19 protein-coding genes and 5 tRNA genes are annotated in these 19183 nt (G+C 62.0%); 17 read left to right on the plus strand and 7 right to left on the minus strand.

Annotated elements, in window-relative coordinates:
* Positions 1-16: 16 nt before the first annotated feature.
* Complete coding sequence (dapA, locus tag OC537_RS13620) at positions 17-889, minus strand: 4-hydroxy-tetrahydrodipicolinate synthase (RefSeq protein ID WP_262111983.1); 873 nt, start codon at positions 887-889, stop codon at positions 17-19.
* Between the two features lie 278 nt (positions 890-1167).
* On the opposite strand from dapA, the gene rsmC reads away from it, so the two are divergent.
* The 9 genes from rsmC (at position 1168) to OC537_RS13665 (ending at position 6140) form a co-directional block, all read left to right on the plus strand.
* A complete protein-coding gene (gene rsmC / locus OC537_RS13625) occupies positions 1168-2196 on the plus strand; it encodes a 16S rRNA (guanine(1207)-N(2))-methyltransferase RsmC (RefSeq protein ID WP_262111985.1) in 1029 nt (342 codons plus the stop codon).
* Between the two features lie 106 nt (positions 2197-2302).
* Positions 2303-3562: a glucose-1-phosphate adenylyltransferase gene (gene glgC / locus OC537_RS13630; protein ID WP_259334511.1), complete on the plus strand. Its 1260-nt coding sequence runs from the start codon at positions 2303-2305 to the stop codon at positions 3560-3562.
* Positions 3552-5012, plus strand: a complete 1461-nt coding sequence (gene glgA / locus OC537_RS13635; RefSeq protein WP_262111988.1) for a glycogen synthase GlgA — start codon at positions 3552-3554, stop codon at positions 5010-5012. Before glgC ends, glgA begins: the two co-directional genes overlap by 11 nt.
* A gap of 116 nt (positions 5013-5128) precedes the next feature.
* A tRNA-Leu gene (locus OC537_RS13640) sits at positions 5129-5214 on the plus strand.
* 51 nt (positions 5215-5265) lie between these two features.
* Positions 5266-5351, plus strand: a tRNA-Leu gene (locus tag OC537_RS13645).
* A gap of 46 nt (positions 5352-5397) precedes the next feature.
* Positions 5398-5483, plus strand: a tRNA-Leu gene (locus tag OC537_RS13650).
* A 46-nt stretch (positions 5484-5529) separates the two neighbouring features.
* A tRNA-Leu gene (locus OC537_RS13655) sits at positions 5530-5615 on the plus strand.
* A 70-nt stretch (positions 5616-5685) separates the two neighbouring features.
* Positions 5686-5771, plus strand: a tRNA-Leu gene (locus OC537_RS13660).
* Positions 5772-5873: 102 nt separating this feature from the next.
* Positions 5874-6140, plus strand: a complete 267-nt coding sequence (locus tag OC537_RS13665; protein WP_106885716.1) for a late competence development ComFB family protein — start codon at positions 5874-5876, stop codon at positions 6138-6140.
* 7 nt (positions 6141-6147) lie between these two features.
* Here OC537_RS13665 and OC537_RS13670 read toward each other — a convergent pair whose 3' ends face one another.
* The gene (locus OC537_RS13670; protein WP_041206801.1) at positions 6148-6357 is read right to left on the minus strand and encodes a hypothetical protein; all 210 of its coding nucleotides are present in this window, start codon (positions 6355-6357) and stop codon (positions 6148-6150) included.
* Positions 6358-6662: 305 nt separating this feature from the next.
* On the opposite strand from OC537_RS13670, the gene nhaC reads away from it, so the two are divergent.
* From nhaC to OC537_RS13705, 7 genes are all read left to right on the plus strand, one after another.
* The gene (nhaC, locus tag OC537_RS13675) at positions 6663-8072 is read left to right on the plus strand and encodes a Na+/H+ antiporter NhaC (RefSeq protein ID WP_262111992.1); all 1410 of its coding nucleotides are present in this window, start codon (positions 6663-6665) and stop codon (positions 8070-8072) included.
* Between the two features lie 105 nt (positions 8073-8177).
* Entirely contained in the window at positions 8178-9101 is a 924-nt protein-coding gene (locus tag OC537_RS13680) for a LysR family transcriptional regulator (protein WP_106885714.1), read from the plus strand.
* A gap of 198 nt (positions 9102-9299) precedes the next feature.
* Positions 9300-10445: an ABC transporter substrate-binding protein gene (locus tag OC537_RS13685; protein ID WP_262111995.1), complete on the plus strand. Its 1146-nt coding sequence runs from the start codon at positions 9300-9302 to the stop codon at positions 10443-10445.
* 80 nt (positions 10446-10525) lie between these two features.
* Positions 10526-11539: an ABC transporter ATP-binding protein gene (locus tag OC537_RS13690; protein WP_262111997.1), complete on the plus strand. Its 1014-nt coding sequence runs from the start codon at positions 10526-10528 to the stop codon at positions 11537-11539.
* Positions 11536-12504 (plus strand): ABC transporter permease, encoded by a 969-nt coding sequence (locus tag OC537_RS13695; RefSeq protein ID WP_106885711.1) that lies wholly within the window; start codon positions 11536-11538, stop codon positions 12502-12504. The genes OC537_RS13690 and OC537_RS13695 overlap by 4 nt, the downstream gene beginning before the upstream one ends.
* Before the next feature lie 7 nt (positions 12505-12511).
* Positions 12512-13327, plus strand: coding sequence for an ABC transporter permease (locus OC537_RS13700; protein ID WP_408780801.1), 816 nt, complete (start codon positions 12512-12514; stop codon positions 13325-13327).
* 29 nt (positions 13328-13356) lie between these two features.
* Positions 13357-14787 carry a gamma-aminobutyraldehyde dehydrogenase gene (locus OC537_RS13705; protein WP_262112002.1) on the plus strand — a complete coding sequence of 477 codons (1431 nt, stop codon included), beginning with the start codon at positions 13357-13359 and terminating at the stop codon, positions 14785-14787.
* A 75-nt stretch (positions 14788-14862) separates the two neighbouring features.
* On the opposite strand, the gene cyoE is transcribed toward OC537_RS13705, so the two are convergent.
* From cyoE to OC537_RS13725, 4 genes are all read right to left on the minus strand, one after another.
* Positions 14863-15768 (minus strand): heme o synthase, encoded by a 906-nt coding sequence (gene cyoE, locus OC537_RS13710; protein WP_262112004.1) that lies wholly within the window; start codon positions 15766-15768, stop codon positions 14863-14865.
* Positions 15765-16787, minus strand: a complete 1023-nt coding sequence (locus OC537_RS13715) for a COX15/CtaA family protein (protein WP_262112006.1) — start codon at positions 16785-16787, stop codon at positions 15765-15767. Before OC537_RS13715 ends, cyoE begins: the two co-directional genes overlap by 4 nt.
* Positions 16788-16857: 70 nt before the next feature.
* Positions 16858-17346, minus strand: coding sequence for a hypothetical protein (locus tag OC537_RS13720; RefSeq protein ID WP_262112009.1), 489 nt, complete (start codon positions 17344-17346; stop codon positions 16858-16860).
* The gene (locus tag OC537_RS13725) at positions 17343-18005 is read right to left on the minus strand and encodes an SURF1 family protein (RefSeq protein WP_262112011.1); all 663 of its coding nucleotides are present in this window, start codon (positions 18003-18005) and stop codon (positions 17343-17345) included. Before OC537_RS13725 ends, OC537_RS13720 begins: the two co-directional genes overlap by 4 nt.
* An 81-nt stretch (positions 18006-18086) precedes the next feature.
* On the opposite strand from OC537_RS13725, the gene OC537_RS13730 reads away from it, so the two are divergent.
* The gene (locus OC537_RS13730; RefSeq protein WP_005330432.1) at positions 18087-18293 is read left to right on the plus strand and encodes a DUF2909 family protein; all 207 of its coding nucleotides are present in this window, start codon (positions 18087-18089) and stop codon (positions 18291-18293) included.
* A gap of 8 nt (positions 18294-18301) precedes the next feature.
* Here the strand turns inward: OC537_RS13730 and OC537_RS13735 are convergent, their stop codons facing one another.
* Complete coding sequence (locus OC537_RS13735) at positions 18302-19183, minus strand: cytochrome c oxidase subunit 3 (RefSeq protein WP_111911046.1); 882 nt, start codon at positions 19181-19183, stop codon at positions 18302-18304.

Below are 19183 nucleotides of genomic sequence, written 5' to 3' on the forward strand. Positions count from 1 at the left end.
ATCCAGAGCCCAGTTTTTACAACAGATTCAACGCCTGCATGGCGGCGCGGATCCGCTCGCGGGTAGCGTCAGACAGCGGCATCACCGGCAGACGGCACTCCTCGCTGCACAGACCCAGCAGGGAGACCGCGTATTTGGCACCGGCCGGGCTCGGCTCGGCGAACATGGCCTGATGCAGCGGGATCAGCTTGTCCTGCAGCTCGCGGGCGGCTTGCCAGTCACCGGCCAGGGTCAGGTTCTGGACCTCGGCCACCAGCTTGGGAGCCACGTTGGCCGTCACCGAGATGCAGCCCTGGCCACCGCCGATGTTGTAGGCGACGGCGGTGGCGTCTTCACCGGAGAGCCAGGCAAAGGGCTTCTTGATGAGCTGGCGCTCGGTCCAGGGGCGGGCCAGATCGCCGGTGGCGTCCTTCACGCCGGCGATGCGCGGCAACTCGGCCAGGCGGGCCAGGGTCGCCGGCTGCACATCGACGATGGCGCGGGGCGGGATGTTGTAGACGATGATGGGCTTGGTGGTGGCGTCATGGACCGCCTTGAAGTGGTGGAACAAGCCTTCCTGATTCGGGCGGTTGTAGTAACCGGCCACATGCAGGGTGGCATCCGCCCCCATCTGTTCGGCGAAACGAGTGTATTCGATGGCTTCGACCGGGTTGTTGGACCCCGCACCGGCGATGACAGGGATCCGTCCTGCCACCTGCTTGACCACCAGTTCCACCACCCGGCAATGCTCGTCGTGGGTCAGGGTCGGGCTCTCCCCCGTGGTGCCGACCGGCACTATGCCATGGGTCCCCTGCTCTATGTGCCACTCCACCAGACGTGCCAGTGCGGCCTCGTCCAGCTGGCCCTGTCGAAATGGGGTGATCAGGGCAACTATCGAACCTTGAAACATGGGATTTCCTTCTCCTAAACAGATGGACTGGTCAATAAAAAGCCCCGGTACGGGGGTCGCTACCGGGGCTTGAATCGTCTCAGGGATGAGAGGTTACGCGCGCACGCCAGCAGGCCCGAATGTCAGGCTGTGTTTATGCTTTCGTTCCGATACGCATGACCGCATTGCATCATCTCTGGATAAATAAGGTGTCTGGGCATATTTCGGGAACACAGCATAAATGTCAAGGCGAAAGCGGCCATGTATAATGGCCGCCCAAAAAAGCGTGGAGAGTCCCAATGAGCCGTCCTGTCAGTGCCGTCAGCCAGATGCTGGAACGTAATCAAGCCCTCTTTGTCGGCAAACGGCTGTTGGTGTGTGGCACCCTGGAAGATGATTACCCTCGTCAGCTGGCCGAGCTGGCCGACTCCCTGACGGTCTTCACCACAGACTACTGCTATTTCCTCAGCCAGCAGGCGGCCCTGGGTGAGCGCATCCTGTTCGATCACCAGCTCGGCGGTGCCCCTCGTTTCGATGCCCTGCTGCTGCTGATGCCCAAGGCCAAGGCCGAGGCGCAATACCTGCTGGCCATGATGGCGCCGCTGCTGGAAAGCGGTGCAGACCTGTTCCTCGCCGGCGAGAACCGGGGTGGCATCAACGGGGCAGACAAGCTGCTGGCCCCCTATGGCGAGAAGCCGATAAAACGCGACTCGGCGCGCCGCTGCTCCCTCTATCACGGCGAGCTCGGCAAGCCGGTCGCCCCCTTCGAGCTGGATGCCTGGTTCAGCCGCTATGAGTGCAAGGCCGGGGATACCGAGCTGACCGTCATGGCACTGCCGGGGGTCTTCAGCGCCGATGGCCTGGATCTCGGCAGCCAGATGCTGCTGGCGAGCCTCCCGCCCGTGCAGGGCAAGCTGCTCGACTTTGGCTGTGGCGCCGGCGTCATCGGCTCCATCTTGGCCAAACGCAACCCGGCATTAGCGGTGAACATGGTAGACATCAGCGCCCTGGCGCTCGAGTCCAGCCGCCGCACCCTGGCGGTCAACGGCTTGCAGGGACGAGTCTATGCCTCTGATGTCTATTCCGATATTGCCGAAAGATTCCAACATATCGTCTCGAATCCCCCCTTCCATGCCGGGCTCAAGACCTTCTATGCCGCCACCGAAACCTTCCTGGCAAGGGCCCCCGAGTTTTTGACCGCCGATGGCGCCCTGACCATAGTCGCCAATGCCTTCCTGCGTTACCAACCTATACTGGATACGCACTTCAAACGGACCGAAGTGATCGCCAGCGATGGCAAATTCAAGGTGTATCTGAGCAAAGCCTAAATAAGTGCAACGGTTGTAATAAAACAAGTAGAGAGTGCCAGACGGGATCTGCTAAGGTACCAAGAAAACGTTTACCACCCCTTTAGGGGTGTTTTTTCGCGGCAACATGAAAACCTTTTCAAAGTATGAATTCAGGGAGAGAAATACGATGGCAGGCATACTCACCATGATATTGGCTGGCGGCGAAGGAACCCGACTCCAGCCACTGACCACCACCCGCAGCAAGCCCTCTGTCCCCTTTGGCGGCAGCTACCGTTTGATCGACTTCGTGCTCAACAACTTCGTCAACGCCGACTTCCTGCGCATCTATGTGCTCACCCAGTTCAAGTCCCAGTCCCTCTACCTGCACATGAAGAAGGGCTGGAACATAGTCGGCATCACGGATCGCTTCATCGATCCCATTCCGGCCCAGATGCGGATGGGCAAACGCTGGTATGACGGCACCGCCGACGCCATCTATCAGAACCTGCGCTTCATCGAGATCTCCGACCCCGAACACGTCTGCATCTTCGGCTCCGACCACATCTACAAGATGGACGTGAGCCAGATGGTTACATTCCACAAGCAGAAGGCCGCCGCCCTCACGGTCGCGGCCCTGCGCATGCCCATCGAGGAGGCGAGCGCCTTCGGGGTGATCGAGGTGGATCAGGAGGGTCGCATGATAGGTTTTGAAGAGAAACCCAGGCATCCGAAACCCATCCCCGGGGATCCTACCCAGGCCCTGGTCTCCATGGGCAACTACATCTTCGAGACCGAGGCGCTCTACCGCGAGCTCAAGCGCGATGCCGCCGAGGAAAACTCCAGCCACGATTTCGGCAAGGACATCATCCCCAGCCTGTTCCCCCGCGCCCCCGTCTATGTCTACGACTACAGCACCAACGTCATCCCCGGTGAGAAGCCCAACGTCTACTGGCGCGATGTGGGAACCCTGGATTCGTATTGGCAGGCGCACATGGACCTGGTGGCCGACGACGCCCCCTTCTCCCTCTACAATCGCAAATGGCCGCTGCACACCCACTACCCGCCCCTGCCCCCCGCCACCTTCATCGACACCGATGAGTGCAAGGTCAAGATTGCCAACTCCTTGATCTCCGGCGGTTGCTTCATTCAGGGCAGCCAGATCCAGCGATCCATCCTGGGTTTTCGCTGCAACATAGGCCCCTGCAGCCACATCAGCGAATCCGTGCTGCTCGGGGATGTGAAGATAGGTGAAGGCTGCTCAATTCGACGCGCCATCATCGACAAAAACGTTGAAATTGCACCCGGCACCGTGATCGGTGAGAATCTGGACCATGACAGAGAGCGATTTACCGTATCCGAAGGCGGAATCGTCGTGGTACCTAAGGGAGCAAGAGTTGGCTATTAACCCACTGAAAGTCCTGTTTGTAGCCTCTGAGGTTGAGGGGCTGGTGAAGACCGGGGGCCTGGCGGATGTGGCCAAGGCCCTGCCGCAGCATCTCGCCCGGGGGGGTCACGACGTTCGCATCATCCTGCCCTTCTACAAGACGCTCAAGCGCCGGGATGAGGCCAAACTGCTCGCCTCGCGCTGGTTGCCCACCCCTCAGGGGCGGGACGACATCAGCTATCGCATCTATCAGCTGGAACTGGACGGGATCTGCGTCTATCTGCTCGATTGCCCACCCTATTTCGAGCGGCCCCAGCTCTATGCCGAGAACAATCAGGCCTACCCCGACAACGGCGAGCGTTTCGCCTTCCTGGCGGCGGCGGCCCTGCACGCCTGCGAGCAGCTGAACTTCGCCCCTGACATAGTTCACTGCAACGACTGGCACACCGGCCTGCTGCCGCTGCTGCTCAAGACGCGCCACGCTCACAATCCCTTCTTCCAACGCACCCGGTCGGTCATCAGCATCCACAATGCGGCCTTCCAGGGGGTGTTCGATCGCCAGCAGTTCTGGGCCGTGCCGGAGATCCAGGACTACGAGCAGCGCATCAACTACGACTACGGTCACATCAACCTGCTCAAGTGCGGTGTGCTCTATGCGGACAAGATCAATGCGGTCAGCCCCAACTACGCCAGCGAGCTGCTGACGCACCTGGGTGCTCACGGCATGGCCAGCGTGTTCCAGCAACGGGCGAGCGACTTGCGCGGCATCCTCAACGGCTGTGACTATCAGGATTGGGATCCCGCCTTCGATCCCCTGCTGCCCGCCACCTATGACGCCGACCACCTGGCCGGCAAGCACGCCTGCAAACGGGCCCTGCAACAGGAGACGGGGCTGCCCGTCGGCAACTTGCCCATCTATGGCATGGTGTGCCGACTGACCGAGCAGAAAGGGGTGCACCTGCTGATCCCGGCCTTGGACAAGTTTTTGCAACATCAGGTGCAGGTGGTGATCGTAGGTTCCGGCGATCCCTCCCTCGCCGCCCAGTTGCAGACCATAGCCCAGCAACATCCCGACAGGTTCGCCTTCATCAATGCCTATGACGACCGTCTGGCCCACCTGGTGGAAGCGGGCTCCGATTTCTTCCTGATGCCCTCCCTGTTCGAGCCATGCGGCCTCAACCAGATGTACAGCCTGGCCTATGGCACCCTGCCGCTGGTGAGAGCCGTCGGCGGGCTCAAGGATACTGTGGTGGACTGGGACGCCGATCCGGAGCACGCGACCGGGTTCTGCTTCAACGATCCCACCGCCAGCACCTTGCTCGATGCCATGCGCCGCAGCCTGCTCCACTACCTGCAGGAACCGGAGCGGTTTGCCCGCGTGCAGCAAAATGCCATGCACACCCGCTTCGACTGGGCCGACTCAGTCCCCCTGTACGAGCAGATGTATCAGGACGCACTGGCCCCGGCGTGACCCAGATTGCTGAAGTTTTGTGCCCTTGATACGGCTTTATCCGTCAACAGCGAAAAAAGTCCCCTTTGGCTGTTGACGGCCCCCCAAAACTCTATAGAATCCCCCACCGCAGTGATGCGAAGGTGGCGGAATTGGTAGACGCGCTAGCTTCAGGTGTTAGTGTCCCACGGATGTGAGGGTTCGAGTCCCTCTCTTCGCACCATACTGCAACATGCTTCATCGATGGCATGTAAAACAAGATTGATGACAATGTGCGAAGGTGGCGGAATTGGTAGACGCGCTAGCTTCAGGTGTTAGTGTCCCACGGATGTGAGGGTTCGAGTCCCTCTCTTCGCACCATGCTTTTATCAGACAGCATGTAAATCCAGACTGATAACCCGAATGTGCGAAGGTGGCGGAATTGGTAGACGCGCTAGCTTCAGGTGTTAGTGCCCCCCGGGTGTGAGGGTTCGAGTCCCTCTCTTCGCACCATGCTTTTATCAGACAGCATGTAAATCCAGACTGATAACCCGAATGTGCGAAGGTGGCGGAATTGGTAGACGCGCTAGCTTCAGGTGTTAGTGCCCCCCGGGTGTGAGGGTTCGAGTCCCTCTCTTCGCACCATGATTCTGACATGTAAACACAGAGCAATGCGCTCCAACCGCATTTAAAACCAGCTGGAGAAAATCAGTGTGCGAAGGTGGCGGAATTGGTAGACGCGCTAGCTTCAGGTGTTAGTGTCCCACGGATGTGAGGGTTCGAGTCCCTCTCTTCGCACCATTCATTCTGCAAAAGGCCCATCACGAAAGTGACGGGCCTTTTGTTTTTGCCCCTGCCATGGCTATGCTGTTGAGGATGCCATGCCACCACAGGGGTTTTCCCATGATCCTGGATACCGACATTCATAACTTCTATGAACATCTGGTGCTCAAAGAGATAGAAAAACAGGGACTTAACCAGAGACTGACCCCCTACCAGCTGGCCGATCTCTGCTGCCTTACCCTCAATCAGCTCCCCTCTCACTACATACGTCACAACGTCGACATGATCTACTTCACCACGGATGCCGAACGCACAGAGATGGAGCAGAAGGTCATGACCTCACTGCGCCTGGCCTATGACAAGATCCAGGCCGTTCCTTCCCGCTGAACGGCTCCTATAGCCAGCTTTGCTGCCAGAGCAGGGTGACGACCCCCGTCATGCCCGCGACCGGCAGCAGGATCAGCGCCGGCCTCAGCCTGGGTTCCAGCATGACCCAGGCGGCCAGCAAGAAGCCCAGACTCCACAGGCCGTACGCCTTGTCCTGACCCCAACCCAACACCGCCAGCAAGGCTGCCAGCAAGAGACACCGCACTATCCAGATCATGATGATGCTACCCACAGAATCAAACGATAACGATTATCGTTTGTGATTATGGGGAGTGCAATCGGACTTCTCTATGGGTTTTGGCTATTTGTCCTGCATTGGCCTGATATTCAAAAAAAAGCGCCGATGAGATCAACTAATGAGTAGATTTATCAAACATTAATGCATTTTTGCTAAATAAGTTGGGATTTTGCGCCCCAGGTTTGTGGTAGATTGCGGCCTCTTTTTGGGCCGGCCCCTCGGGATACGTGTATCCACAGGACGAGAGGGACCGACCTTGGCGAGCAAGAGTTTAGGAAGTATCTATGCAAAACCAACAAAACCACATCCGATTGCCTGGCATGACGCAGGTGTTTGCCTGCCTGGCCATTTTTCTGGCCCTGGCCTTTTCGTTCACCAGCGTGCTCGATCTGCCGATCCAGCTGGCGCTGTTCATCGCCTGGTTCGTCATCATGGGGCTCGGCATCCGGCTCGGCCATGATTACAAGTCCCTGGAGCAGGCCGCCGTCGACGGTGTCGCCAAGGGGATGGGCGCCATATTGATACTGGTCTCCGTCGGCGCCCTGGTCGGCACCTGGATTGCCGGCGGCATAGTCCCCAGCATCATCTACTTCGGCCTCAAGGTGATACACCCCTCCATCTTCCTGCTGGCGACCCTGATCATCTGCTCCCTCACCTCCCTGGCTACTGGTACCTCCTGGGGCTCTGCCGCCACGGCGGGTATCGCCATGATGGGCATAGGCCACAGCCTGGGGGTGCCTGCGCCCCTGGTGGCCGGTGCCGTGCTCTCCGGCGTCTACTTCGGTGACAAGCTATCCCCCCTCTCCGACTCAGTGGTGCTGGCGTCGACCATGTCCAACGTCGACGTGGTGGAGCACATCAAGGGGATGCTGCCCATCAGCCTCTTCTCCTACGTCATCACGGCGGCCCTGTTCACCCTAGTCGGCATGCAGTACTCCGGCAACGTCAGCCTGGAGCAGGTCAATCTGGTGATGGAGGCCCTCGACAAGCAGTTCAACATCACGCCGCTGGCCATAGTGCCGGTGATCCTGGTGCTGGGCCTGCTGGCGAACCGCAAACCCGCCTTCCCGGTGATCAGCTTCGGCGCCCTGCTGGGTCTGGTGTGGGCCATCCTGTTCCAGGACATGGACCCGGTCAAGGCGATGCACTCCGCCTACAGCCCCTTCGCCATCACCTCAGGGGTCGACTTCATCGACAACATCCTGGGTCGCGGCGGCATGGAGTCCATGCTGGGCTCGGTGGCCGTCATCATCTTCGGTCTGGGGTTTGGCGGTCTGCTGGAGAAGGTCGGCATACTGGCGGTGATCGCCGGCGCCTTCGAGAAGCGCATCAACAGCGTCGGCAGCCTGACCAGCCACACCATAGGCACCGCCTTCCTGGCCAACGTGTTCGGCTCCGCCATGTATGTGTCGCTGATCCTGACCCCCAAGATCATGGCCAAGAACTACGACCGGCTGGGGCTGGCGCGCAAGAACCTCTCCCGCAATGCCGAGTTCGGCGGCACCCTCACCTGCGGCATGGTGCCCTGGAGCGACAACGGCATCTTCATGGCCGGAGTGCTCGGGGTCGCCACCCTCGACTACCTGCCCTACATGTGGCTCAGCTTCACCTGCATCATAGTGACCATCACCCTCGCCTATCTGGGCAAGGCGGTGAACCGGGTGCCGGTGATCGAGGCGGCCAGCTCCCGCTAACAGCAGGAAAAATAATGATAAAGGCGCCATCACGGCGCCTTTTGCTTGGGGGAAGTTCGGGGTTAAGCTGGCAGCCAACCTCGTCGCCCGTGGCAGGATGCCCAGATGAATTTTACCTTTCGCCAGATCCGTTACTTCGTGGCGGTGGCCGACAGCTTCTCCGTGAGCCGCGCCGCCGCCGAACTGCACATCTCCCAGTCGGCGGTCACCAGCGCCATCCGCGAGCTGGAGACAGAGCTCGGCGCCGCCCTGTTCGAACGCAACCCGCGCGGCGTCACCCTGACGGCCCAGGGCCACCAGTTCCTGCTCCATGCCAGGCGCATTCTCGGCGCCATGACCGAAGCCGGCCAGTCCCTCAAGGCGGTAGCCCAGCAGGATCAGGGGCAGCTCACCATAGGGGTGACCACGCTGGTGGCCGGCTACTACCTGTCGGAGGCGATCGGCCGCTTTCGCCGCGCCTTTCCGGCGGTGCGCATCGAGGTGAAGGAGGATGAGCAGCCGTTTCTGGAGCATCAGATAGTCAACGGCGAAGTGGACGTGGGGATACTGATGACCAACCGCACCATACGCCAGGAGGCGTTCGATACCGAGCTGCTGACCCGATCCCCCCTGCGGCTCTGGCTCGCCGCCAACCACCCCCTCTGCGCGGAATCGACCCTCTCCCTCAAGGCGTTGGGGGACGAGCCCATGATCTCGCTCACCGCCGATCAGCTGGATCAGATCATAGGGGCCGGCCTGCGCCGCTACGGCATCTCCCCTCGCACTGTGCTGCGCACCGCCTCGGTGGAAGCGGTGCGCAGCCTGGTGGCGAGCCAGCTCGGGGTCGCCCTGCTGCCGGACTTTGCCTATCGCCCCTGGTCCCTGGAGCAGGAGCGGGTGGAGGCCCGCCCCATCAAGGAGCCCATCCCCGCCATCGACATCGGTCTGGTGTGGCGCCGCGGCTCGCGGCTCGACTGGACCGCCCGCGAGTTCATCGACATAGCGCGGGATCAGAGCCGGCTGCGGGCCCGCCAGCCGGTCTCTCGCTAGCCGGCCCCCTCAGGCTGATCGCCACGCTGCCATCAAAAACAAGATTCATCTGCTCTCGATATAGATTTAACAGATACCTCTGGCGTTAAAAATTGAAATTCTCATTACCACTGCCTTCTCCTACGCTCATGACTGGTTAACAGGATGTTAATTGCCATTGCGGTATCGCATGGCTCCAGATCATGCAAGGAGAGCAAGATGAAACTGACCCCCCTGACCCTGGCCCTGATCCCCGCCCTGCTGGCAGGCCAGACCCAGGCCGCCCCGACCGAGCTCGGCAAGGGTGAAGGCCAGCTCAATATCGTGGCCTGGGCAGGCTACGTGGAGCGAGGCGAAACCGACAAGAACTACGATTGGGTGACCGGCTTCGAGAAGGAGACCGGCTGCAAGGTCAGCGTCAAGACGGCCGCCACCTCGGACGAGATGGTGGCGCTGATGAACGAGGGGGGCTTCGATCTGGTGACAGCCTCCGGCGACGCCAGCCTGCGCCTCATCGCGGGGGGCAAGGTGCAGCCGCTCAACCTGGCCCTCATCCCGAGTTACGGCAAGATAGATCCCCGCCTGCAGAATGCTCCCTGGCACACAGTGGAGGGCAAGCACTACGGCGTCCCCTACCAGTGGGGCGGCAACATACTGATGTACAACACCAAGGTGTTCCCCAAGGCGCCCGACTCCTGGTCCGTGGTGTTCGAGGAGCAGACCCTGCCGGACGGCAAGTCCAACAAGGGGCGGGTCCAGGCGTTCGACGGCCCCATCCACATCGCCGATGCCGCCCTCTATCTGATGACCCACCAGCCGGCACTCGGCATCAAGGATCCTTACGAGCTGAACGAGGAGCAGTACAAGGCCTCCCTCGATCTGCTGCGCAAGCAGCGCCAGCTGGTGGGGCGCTACTGGCACGACGCCTTCGTCCAGATAGATGACTTCAAGAACGAGGGGGTGGTGGCCTCCGGCTCCTGGCCCTTCCAGGCCAATGCCCTGATCGCCGACAAGCAGCCCATCGCCACCACAGTGCCCAAGGAAGGGGTCACCGGCTGGGCCGACACCAGCATGGTGCACAGCGAGGCCAAGAACCTGACCTGTGCCTACCAGTGGCTGGAGCACTCCCTGAACAACAAGCTGCAGGGGGATCTCGCCTCCTGGTTCGGCTCTGTGCCCGTGGTACCAGCCGCCTGCGAGGGCAATGCCCTGCTGGGCAAAGAGGGCTGCAAGACCAATGGCATAGACAACTTCGACAAGGTGCACTTCTGGCGTACCCCAGTCTCCCAGTGCAAGAGCCAGGGGACTTGTGTGCCCTACTATCGTTGGGTGTCTGACTATATCGCCATCCTGGGTGGCCGCTGAGTCCAGGCAGCCCACACCAGCAAATCGCCCCACCACGGGCCGGGGGGAGACCCGGCCCTGTTCGATGACAAGGACGTACCATGACAGCCGTACAATTTGACCGGGTCAGCCGCCACTATGGCGAGGTGAAGGCGGTCGACGACATCTCCTTCCAGATCCCGTCCGGAGAATTCTTCACCCTGCTGGGCCCGAGCGGTTCCGGCAAGACCACCTGCCTGCGGATGATCGCGGGCTTCGAGTACCCGAGCGCGGGGGAGATCCGGCTGTTTGGCGAGCCCTGCTCCCGGGTGCCACCCTATGATCGCAACCTCAACACCGTGTTCCAGGACTACGCCCTCTTCCCCAACATGGATGTGCGGGACAACATCGGCTACGGCCTGATGATCAGGGGTGTGCCCAAGGCGGAGCGCCACCGCAAGGTGGAGGAGATGCTGGAGCTGGTGCGCCTGCCCGGCGTCGGCAGCCGCAAGCCGGGGCAGCTCTCCGGCGGCCAGCGCCAGCGCATCGCCATCGCCCGGGCCCTCATCAACCAGCCGCACATCCTGCTGCTGGACGAACCTCTGGGGGCGCTGGACCTCAAGCTGCGCGAGCAGATGCAGCTTGAGCTGAAAGCCTTGCAGCGCCAGCTCGGCATCACCTTCATCTTCGTCACCCACGATCAGCAGGAGGCGCTCTCCATGAGCGACCGCATCTGCATCTTCAGTCAGGGCAAGATAGAGCAGATAGCCGCGCCGGATACCATCTACGATGCTCCGGCGACACCGTTTGTGGCCCGTTTCGTTGGCACCGTCAATCTGTTCGAGGGGGAGCAGGCCAGACGGCTGTGCGGTGACGAGCACCAGATGATGGTGCGCCCTGAGCGGATCCGGCTCGGCGAGGCCGGCATGCCCGGCTGGTCCGGCGAGATCTGCGAGGTGGAGTATCTGGGCCCCTTCGTGCGCTACCGGGTCAGTCTGGGAGAGCAGCTCGAGATCATCGTCAACCACCCCAACGAGGGACAGGCCCGTCTGGCCCGTGGTGCCCGGGTCAGCCTCAGCTGGCCTGAGCAGGCCATCCACCGCCTGAGTGCCTCAGGATCGGGGGCTCAGCCATGAGCCTCCCCCACAGTGCGAGCCTTGCCATGAGCCACGCCACCGAACCTGCACGCTTGCGACCGCTGCGGCGCCTCTCCACCCTGCTCTACGGCCGTCCCGGCCTGCTGCTGGGAATACTGCTGGGGCCGCCCCTGCTCTGGCTCGGCATCATCTATGTGGGCTCATTGCTGATGCTGCTCTCCAACGCCTTCTTCGGGCTGGACGAGTTCAGCGGTCAGGTGCGTCACGAGCTGGGGCTGCAAAATTTCATCGCCCTGCTGCGGCCGGAGAACCTGGACGTCATCGGCCGTACCGTCGGCATGTCGCTGCTGGTGACCCTGGCCTGCGCCCTGCTCGGCTTCCCCATCGCCTACTACATGGCGCGCTACACCAGCGGCAAGACCCGGGCGCTGTTCTACGTGGGCATCATGCTGCCGCTCTGGTCCAGCTATCTGGTGCGGGTCTATGCCTGGAAGCTGATCCTGGCCAAGGAAGGGGTGATCAGCTGGCTGGCGGACAGCCTGGGGCTGGAGTGGCTGCTGGATGGCATCCTCTCCCTGCCGATGATTGGCGGCCCCTCCCTGTCGTTTTCGCGACTCGGCACCTTCATCGTCTTCGTCTACGTCTGGCTGCCCTTCATGATCCTGCCCATTCAGGCGGCGGTGGAGCGTATTCCGCGCTCCCTGCTGGAGGCGAGCAGCGATCTGGGGGCGACTCCGGCCCAGACCTTCCGCACCCTGATACTGCCGCTGGCACTGCCCGGCGTGGTGGCGGGCTCCATCTTCACTTTTTCCCTGACCCTTGGTGACTACATCATTCCCGGCATCATAGGCAACTCGACCATGTATATAGGCCAGGTGGTCTACATGCAGCAGGGCACGGCGGGCAACCTGCCCTTCGCCGCCGCCTTCTCACTGGTGCCCATCCTCATCATCGCCATCTACCTGACCATTGCCAAACGTCTGGGGGCCTTCGATGCGCTCTAATACCTCAATAAAACAGGATCATGGCAGCCAGCCCTCCGGCCTGCTCAAGTACGCGGCCATCGGCGGTCTGCTGTTCCTGCACTTTCCCATTCTGTTTATCTTCCTCTACGCCTTCACCAGCGAGAGCAAGAGCTACCAGTTTCCGCCCCCCGGACTCACCCTCAAGTGGTTCGAGGTGACCCTGAACCGCCCCGACGTGTGGCGCGCCATCCAGCTGTCGCTGGAGGTGGCCGGGCTGGCGACCCTGGCGGCCATGGTGCTCGGCACCCTGGCGGCGGGAGCCATAGCCCGCAGCCGTTTCTTCGGCCAGGAGGTGGTCTCGCTCTTGCTGGTGCTGCCCATCGCCCTGCCCGGCATAGTCACAGGCATAGCGCTGCGCTCCGCCTACGGCCTGATGGAGATCCCGTTCAGCTTCTGGACCATAGTCATAGGCCACGCCACCTTCTGCGTGGTGGTGGTCTACAACAATGCCCTGGCCCGTTTTCGCCGCACCAACCAGTCCCTCATAGAGGCGTCCATGGATCTCGGGGCCGACGGCTTCCAGACCCTGCGTTATGTCATCCTGCCCAACCTCGCCACCGCGCTGCTGGCGGGAGGCATGCTGGCCTTTGCCCTGAGCTTTGACGAGGTGATAGTCACCACCTTCACCGCGGGCCAGCAGACCACGCTGCCCATCTGGATGTATCAGGAGCTGATCCGTCCCCGTGACAGACCCGTCACCAACGTGGTGGCCCTCATCATAGTGGCCGTGACCACCATTCCCATTCTGCTTGCCTACTACCTCACCCGCGACGGCCAGGACGTCGCCGGCAGTGGCAAATAATGACTCAACGCCTGCGCAAGGATGCAACCATGAAATTCTCTACCCAACTCTTGATCGACGGCCAGTTCGTGACCGGTGACGGCCAGGCCGAGCCTATCCTCAATCCCGCCACCGGGGAGCTGATCGCCTCTGTGCCCGAGGCGTCGTTCGAGCAGGTGAACCGGGCGGTGAACGGCGCCCAGCGCGCCTTCGCCCAGTGGAGCCGCACCACCCCGGCAAGTCGCAGCATCCTGCTGCTGCGCCTGGCCGATGCCATCGAACGCCACGCCGAAGAGTTCGCGGCACTCGAATCCCTCAACTGCGGCAAGCCCTATCTGGCGGTGCTCAATGACGAGCTGCCGGCGGTGGTGGACTGCTTCCGCTTCTTCGCCGGGGCAGCCCGCTGCCTGCAAGGGCCGCTGGCGGGGGAGTATATCGAGGGGCACACCAGCATGATCCGCCGCGATCCCATAGGGGTGGTGGGCAGCATAGCCCCCTGGAACTACCCGCTGATGATGGCGGCCTGGAAGATGGCACCAGTGCTGGCGGCAGGCAATACGGTGGTGCTCAAACCCTCCGAGCAGACCCCGCTCACCGCCCTGCGCCTCGCCGAGCTCGCCAGCGAGCTCTTCCCGCGCGGCGTCATCAACATCGTCTGTGGCCGGGGCGAGAGCGTGGGGGCGCCGCTGGTGGAACACCCGCTGGTGCGCATGGTGTCGCTGACCGGTGACATCGCCACCGGCCAGAAGATACTGCAGAGCGCCGCCCGCACCATGAAGCGCACCCACCTTGAGCTGGGTGGCAAGGCGCCCGTCATCATCTTCGACGATGCGGATCTGGAGGCGGTGGTGGCCGGCATTCGCACCTTCGGCTTCTACAACGCCGGGCAAGATTGCACCGCCGCCTGCCGCATCTATGCCCAGGGCAAGATCTACGACAAGTTCGTCGCCGCCATGACGGAGGCAGTGGCCTCTATCAAGGTGGGAGGACAGCGCGAAGAAGGGGTGGAGATGGGGCCGCTCATCTCCGACCGCCAGCGCAACCGGGTCGCCAGCTTCGTGGAGCGGGCCCAGAGCAGCGGTCACGTGGAGGTGACGACTGGCGGCAAGATCCGCGCCGGCAACGGCTTCTTCTTCGAGCCGACCCTGATAGCCCATGCCCGTCAGGAGGATGAAATAGTGCGGCGGGAGGTGTTCGGCCCCGTGGTGTCGGTGACCCGCTTCAACGATGCCGAACAGGTGGTGCAGTGGGCCAACGATTCGGACTACGGCCTCGCCTCCTCGGTCTGGACCCGGGATCTGAGTCTGGCCAGCAAGGTGGCCAGCCACCTGCAATATGGCTGCACCTGGATCAACACCCACTTCATGCTCACCTCGGAGATGCCCCACGGCGGCATGAAGATGTCCGGCTATGGCAAGGATCTCTCCCTCTACGCCCTGGAGGATTACACGGTGCCGCGCCACATCATGGTCAAGCTCTGAACATGATTCAGGCTGGCCCCGGGGCCAGCCTAAATGCGCAAACAACGACCCAAATCCCCTGCCAGATGCCTCCCCCTACGACAGCCGCCACAGCCAGTGGTGATCCAGAATAAGCAGACCAAACAGCAACATCAGGTGATAGATGGAGAAGCGGAAGGTGCGCATCGCCTGACCGGGTCGATCCGAATACTTCAGCAACCAGCCATGCCAGCAGAACCCGAGGTTCAGCGCCAGGCTGCCGATCAGATAGATCAGCCCGGACATGCCGATCAGGTAGGGCAGCAGGCAGACCAGAGTCAGGATCAGCAGATAGAGCAGTATGGCCGTCTTGGTGAACGCTATACCGTGGGTGACGGGCAGCATGGGAATGTTCGCGCCGGCATACTCATCACGCCTGTGGATGGCCAGGGACCAGAAGTGGGGCGGCGTCCAGGTGAAGATGATCATCACCAGCAACCAGGGTTCGGCCGAGAGTCCTCCTGTGATGCTGGTCCAGCCCAGTAGGGGCGGCATGGCCCCCGCCAGCCCGCCGATGACGATGTTCTGTGGCGTAGCCCGTTTGAGCACCATGGTATAGACGACCGCATAGCCAAACAGGCTGGCCAGGGTCAGCCAGGCGGTCAGGGGATTCACGCCCCAATAGAGCAGGACGAAGCCCATCAACGCCAGCCAGAGTGCAAACGCCATCGCAGACTTGGGCCCGATCCGCCCCATGGCGACCGGTCGCCAGCGCGTTCTGCGCATCTGGGCATCGATGCCATGATCCAGAGAGTGGTTCATGGCCGCGGCCCCGGCCGCCAGCAGCCCTATCCCCGCCAGCCCCAGCACCATCTCGTCCAGGGAGGCCTGGGTCGGCTCGGCCAGCAGCATGCCGACCCAGGCGGTCAGCAACAGCAAGGCTACCACCTTGGGCTTGGTCAGCTGGTAATAATCCCGCAGCAGCCGGGGGTCGATGACGCGTGCCAAGGGCTTGCTGTTCATGTCTGACTCCTGATCGCCTCAGGCGACAGTGAAGGGGAAAGCCGAGGCCGAGGACGAGAGAGCCGCCCACGGGCCAGCACAGAACACACCAGCAGGTGCGCCGCCACCAGGTTGTGCGCGAGTGCATTCGCCAGCGGCAGGGCCAGGTGGACGTTCGCCAGCCCCAAGGCAATTTGCACCAGCAGCAGGGTCAGCAAGAGCCCGCCCAGTAAGCGCAACGGGGCTCCCTGGCGGATCAGGGCGAGGGCAAAGCCCCCCACCAGCAGGGCGGTGGCAAGGGCCCCCAGACGATGGGCGATATGTATGGTCTGGCGCGCCTCCTTGCTCAGCACCCCGAACTCATAGCTGGCGTGGCCGAGCGGCAGATGAAAGGCCTCCTCCCAGTTCAATTGCGCCTGCCAGCTCCCCTGGCAGAGAGGCAGCTCGACGCAGGCCATGGCCGCATAGTTCGCCGACGTCCAGCCACCCAGCGCTATCTGCAGCAGCAGCACGCCACAGGCCGCATTGCCGAGCCAGGGCAAGCCCTGACCGCGGCAGACGGGCGGGTTCGCGGGGGAGCGCGCAAGCTCGGTCCGATAGAGCCAGAGCAGGGTCAGGATGGCGAACCCACCCAGCAGGTGGGTGGTCACCACCAGAGGGTGCAGCGCCAGCGTCACAGTCCACATACCCAGGGCAGCCTGCCCAACCACCAGCACCAGCAAGGCCCCCGAGAGGCGACGCAGACGGCCGCCTACGCGCCAGCTCATCACGAACAGCAGCGCAATCACACCGCCCAGCACACCGGCAAAGTAGCGGTGCACCATCTCGCTGCGCGCCTTGTGGGGCTCCAGCGGCGTGTCCGGGTAGAGCTGGGCCGCCCGCTCCATATGTGCGGACTGGGGGACGGCCAGGGAGCCGTAACAGCCGGGCCAATCGGGGCAGGCCAGCCCGGCATCCGTCAGTCGGGTATAGGCCCCGAGCACGATGACCAGCACCGCCAGCGCGATGGCGATCGATGCCAGCCGCTTCTGTATCTTCATACGGCACCTCGCTGACGCCTGCATCCGGATGATGGCGACATGACACACAACACAGGCCTCAGACGCGTTTTCATTGCACGCCTCGCTGATACTTGAGCAGTTGCTGCAGATCCGACAGCACTGCCTTGCCCAGCAGTGGCCACGCCGCCGTGCTGGCAGGTACCTCGTAGCGCAGGATGGCCAGCCCTTGCGAGTCCACCAGCATCATGTCACCCACCCGAACAGCTCCGTTCGCCCCCCCAGACGGCGCATCGGTCAGTTGCACCAGATCCAGCTTGTCCAGATTGCGGCCAAGGGCGCTGTGGATCCGCGACATCAACTCGGGCACCTGCTGGCATTGCGCCTCACAGCGCCGGGCGGCCAGATAGACCAGCCGCCATTGGCTCTGATGGGGCGGGAGCGGCTGCAACAGATAGACCTCCTGATCCAACCAGGCCCCCTTGTTGCGGGTGCCGGGTTCATACCAGCCCTGCCTCAGGGTCAGTGCAGCCAGAACCACAGGCAGCAGTATCACCAGCGCAAAGAGGACAGGTACCTTACATCTTGACCATGAGTTCATGGGGACAACCTCCTTGTCAGCACCAGGCCACCCACCAGCATCACCAGCGCCAACCCAAGCCATTGCACTGCATATGCCCTGTGCTTCTCGGGCGGCATGACATTCGGCTGGTAGTGATGGAGGAAGGGAGTGTGTTTTTGATAAAACACGGCATCGGCGAGGGGCGAGCCGATGATCTCGCTCAGGGCATCCACCCTGATGGACTGCAGCCGGTTAGGATAGGGGCCGGATTCGATGTTCTGACCCAGCAGGATGCCGCCGGGGGCCGTGCGCAGCAAGCCATCGAGTTCCAGAGTTGCCGGGATGACGGGCCTTGGCAGTTGCTGCCGGCTGGCTGGCGCAGGCACCCAGCCCAGATTGACCAGCAACAAGGGACGGGCATCACCAGCGCGTACCGGTATGATGACGTCATAACCGATCTCGCCCGCCACCGCCTGGTTGTCCAGCAGCCAGACATGAGGGGACACCCATTCGACCTCCCCTCCCAGTGACAGGCCGTCCAGTGACTCAAGATTGTGCCAGTCGATCCGGGCAAGCGTCATTGGTGCCACCTGCTGTGCCACCGCCATCCGTCCCTGCCAGGCCTCTTTCTCCATCCCGCGCTGCCACTGCCAGAGCGACAGCTTGCACAAACCGGCCGTCACAACCAGAGTGAACATCAGTACGATCCAGCGCCTGTGATGCCATGGTCGCTGCTTATCCCATGTTGCCATGTCACGCATATAACGGAGGGCTCCAACATGTTGATCAAGATAGTGCTGGTACTGATGCTGCTGCTCATCATAGGACAGCTGTTTCATGCCCTCTGGTTGATGATGACTACGGGTCACCCCCAGAAGATGTCGGCCCCCCTGGGGCGCCGGGTGTTCTTTTCCCTGCTGGTGGTCGTCATTCTGCTGCTCTCCCTGATGATGGGCTGGCTGGAGCCCAACCCGCGTCCTTACTGATCCCGACCTCAAAGCAGGTAGACGAACACGAAGAGGCAGAGCCAGACCACATCGACGAAGTGCCAGTACCAGGCCGCGGCCTGGAAGGCGAAGTGGCGCTCGGCGGTGAAGTGATCCTTCAGCACTATCCGCAGCCAGATGATCAGCAGGAATACAGTCCCCAGGGTGACATGCAAGCCATGGAATCCGGTCAGGATGAAGAAGGTATTGCCGTAGATGCCGGAGTCCAGTCGCAGCCCCAGATCCCGGTACGCATGCAGGTATTCATAGCCTTGCAGCCAGAGGAACGCCAACCCGAGCACTACTGTCACCAGCAGCATTCCCTTGAGACGACTGCGTTTTCCATTTTCCAGGCCGGTATGTGCAAACAGCAGGGTGACGGAGGATGCGAGCAGGATCAGGGTATTGATGAGGGGGATACCGTGCCAGGGCATGGCCTGGGTCGTGGTCCCTCCCGGAGTCTTGACCATGGGCCAGTGCGCGGAGAAATCCGGCCACAGCAACTGGGCCGTCATCGCCTTGTTGCCCGCGCCATCCAGCCAGGGCATGGCAAGCTGGCGGGCATAAAACAGCACCCCGAAGAAGGCCAGGAAGAACATCACCTCGGAGAAGATGAACCAGACCATGCCTTGCCGGAAAGAACGATCCATCTGTGCGCTGTAGAGCCCGGTCATGGACTCCTGGATGATGTGGCGAAACCAGCCAAACAGCATGAAGACCAGCAAGGCAACGCCAGCCATCATCAAATACCGGCCGACCCCGTCCTGCTTGCTCGCCACTTCATTGACCAGATGCCCCGCCCCGAAAGCCAGGAAAAACAAGGCCACCGCCCCTATGATGGGCCAGCGGCTCTGGTCCGGGACATAATACGTCTGGTTCACTTTGGCCAT

Source organism: Aeromonas sp. Marseille-Q5825, assembly GCF_946892685.1.
Classification (GTDB): domain Bacteria; phylum Pseudomonadota; class Gammaproteobacteria; order Enterobacterales; family Aeromonadaceae; genus Aeromonas; species Aeromonas rivipollensis.